General features: G+C 64.7%; 1 protein-coding gene and 1 pseudogene. Both read left to right on the top strand.

Annotated features, from left to right (window positions below; all coding sequences use genetic code 11):
• Positions 1 to 538 precede the first annotated feature (538 nt).
• Entirely contained in the window at positions 539 to 1,222 is a 684-nt protein-coding gene (locus tag QM806_RS40780) for a hypothetical protein (RefSeq protein WP_259465536.1), read from the top strand.
• A 47-nt stretch (positions 1,223 to 1,269) separates the two neighbouring features.
• Positions 1,270 to 2,323, top strand: a pseudogene (locus QM806_RS40775) (IS3 family transposase); the annotation flags it as partial.

Here is a 2,323-nt window from a genome sequence, read left to right as displayed (position 1 = left end):
AGTCATAATGGTGCATCTCCTTTCAGAGTTACACCGTTGTTCTTACAGTCCCCCCGCGCCGATTGTCGGAATCGAGCCGATAGCCCTCGAGCAGGCACTGTTCCCTTAGCAGTCGCTTGTCGACCTGCCCCCGGGCCGACTTGCTAGTTCGGTAGAAGTCCCCATGTGAAGTTGCGTAGCTGCCTTTGGGCTGCTCGTCGTCGCGATCAGGATCTGGGAGGTCTTCGTGGGACGCCACGTTGCAGTCCGTCGCCATCTCGGGGTCAGCCCGTTCGGGGTCGATCTCGAAGGGCTCGAGCAGCGTTTTCCGGCTTACCGTCGATGCTGAGCGATCGCACATACCGATAGCGTGCCACCGAGTCTCTGGGCGGCAACGACACCTCCCCACAGCGGGCTTCCGACGGAGTTTTGCGATTGGGGACCTGGGACACGGGGTAGTCACGATATACGCCTCGCGCGCACCGACGCGCCATAGTTCCACATGCTCCCGACGCCCGGCGCAGTGCGTGGCGACGACACACAGCAAGTGGGTTCGATCATGAAAATCATCAAAACCAAAACAAAAGTTGAGGTCGCCGCAGCGGTCGGCGCCGGATACCTACTGGGGCGCACACACCAGTTGAAGATGGCAATGAAGATCGCCGGAGCGGGCGGGCGGTCCCCCCAGGGGCCTCAGGATCTGCTCGCACAGGGATCCGAGTTCCTCGCCGCGTCTCCGGAGATCGCGGAACTCAGCGACTCGGTTCGCGGCGAGCTACTCGACACGGCGGCCGCCACGGCCGAGGCCACCAGCGACCACGTCGATTCGTTCCGCGGCCGCCTCCGGTCGCGCGGCGCGCACGTCGTGTCCGGCGGCGGGCACCTGGTCGCCGGGGCGAAGAGGATCGGCCGTCGCGGGCACGCCCACCCGCGGGAGGCCGAGGACTCCACCGTCGACGAGGAACTGGACCACGGAAAAGACGAGGACGGGCAATCCGAGGCCCCGACGAGCGTCGAACCCGCCCCACCGGGGCGTCGGACGACCCGGGGACGCTCGAGCACGGGAACAACTCCGTCTCAGTCGGTCCGAGAGGAACAACAGCCGAAGCCGCGCAGACGGCGCAAACCACGGATCACGACGCCCAGCGACTCGGCGGATGAGTCCCGGGACGAATCCGCACCGGAAGCACGACCGGACACAGCCGCACGTAGGAAGGGAAGGGACTGCCCCGGCTCTGGTTGACACCTGACCCGTGAGGGATCCGCCCTCACGGTGAAAGGATGATCGACATGCCGAAGCCATATCCGGAAGAGTTCCGCCGCGACGTCGTCGCCGTGGCCCGCAAACGCGAAGCCCCGCTGGGGCAAATCGCGAAAGATTTCGGGATCTCCGAGACCTGCCTGAAGAACTGGCTGCGCAAGGCCGACATCCAGGACGGCACCCGACCCGGCCTCACACGGAACGAATCCGACGAACTCCGCGAGGCCCGCAAACGTATCCGGCTGCTCGAACAGGAAGCGGAGGTGATGCGCCGGGCGGTGGCGTACCTATCGCGCGATGTCAACCTAAAATGGGGGCACCTCCCTGCACGGAGTGCTTGGGGGAATGTTCCCGCTGGTCCGTGAACTTGCCGCCGACGGTATCGCCGTCGCGGTGACCTGCCGGGTGCTGGGATTCTCCCGGCAAGCGTTCTACAAGTGGAACACCGATCCCGTGTCCCGACGGGATTGGGACGATGCCCATCTGATCAACGCCGCGCTCGATATCCACGCCGGCGATCCGGAATTCGGATACCGGTTCATCGCGGACGAGCTACCCGCCCACGGCGTCGCCGGCGAAAACCGCGTCCACCGGCTGCGTTCGCAGCAGCGGATCTTCTCGGTGTTCGCCAAGAAGCGCGGGACTTCATCGCCGATCCGGGCCACCGGTCCATGACGACCTCGTCAGGCGGCAGTTCAGCGCCCAGCAGCCCGACCGGGTGTGGTTGACCGACATTCCCCCGAGCACTCCGTGCAGGGAGGTGCCCCCACCGAGCACTGGACCGATGAGGGCAAGCTCTACCTCTGCGCGATCAAGGACTGCTTCTCCACCGAAGATCGTCGGCTATTCGATCGCCGACCGGATGACCGCGGACCTGGCGTGTTCGGCGCTGCGAAACGCTATCGCGCTCCGCAACCCGCAACCCGCACGGCACCGTCGTACATTCCGATCGCGGCAGCCAATTCCGTTCCGGAATGTTCGTAGAATTGTTGGCCTGCAATGGTTTACAAGGTTCCATGGGGAAGGTTGGGGCATGTGGTGACAATGCCGCGATGGAATCGTTCTTCGCGTTGCTGCAACGCA

This window comes from Rhodococcus sp. IEGM 1351 (assembly GCF_030056875.1).
GTDB classification, from domain to species: domain Bacteria; phylum Actinomycetota; class Actinomycetes; order Mycobacteriales; family Mycobacteriaceae; genus Rhodococcus_F; species Rhodococcus_F opacus.
Note: the sequence above shows the minus strand (reverse complement) of the source record. Positions and strands in the feature narration are given on the sequence as shown.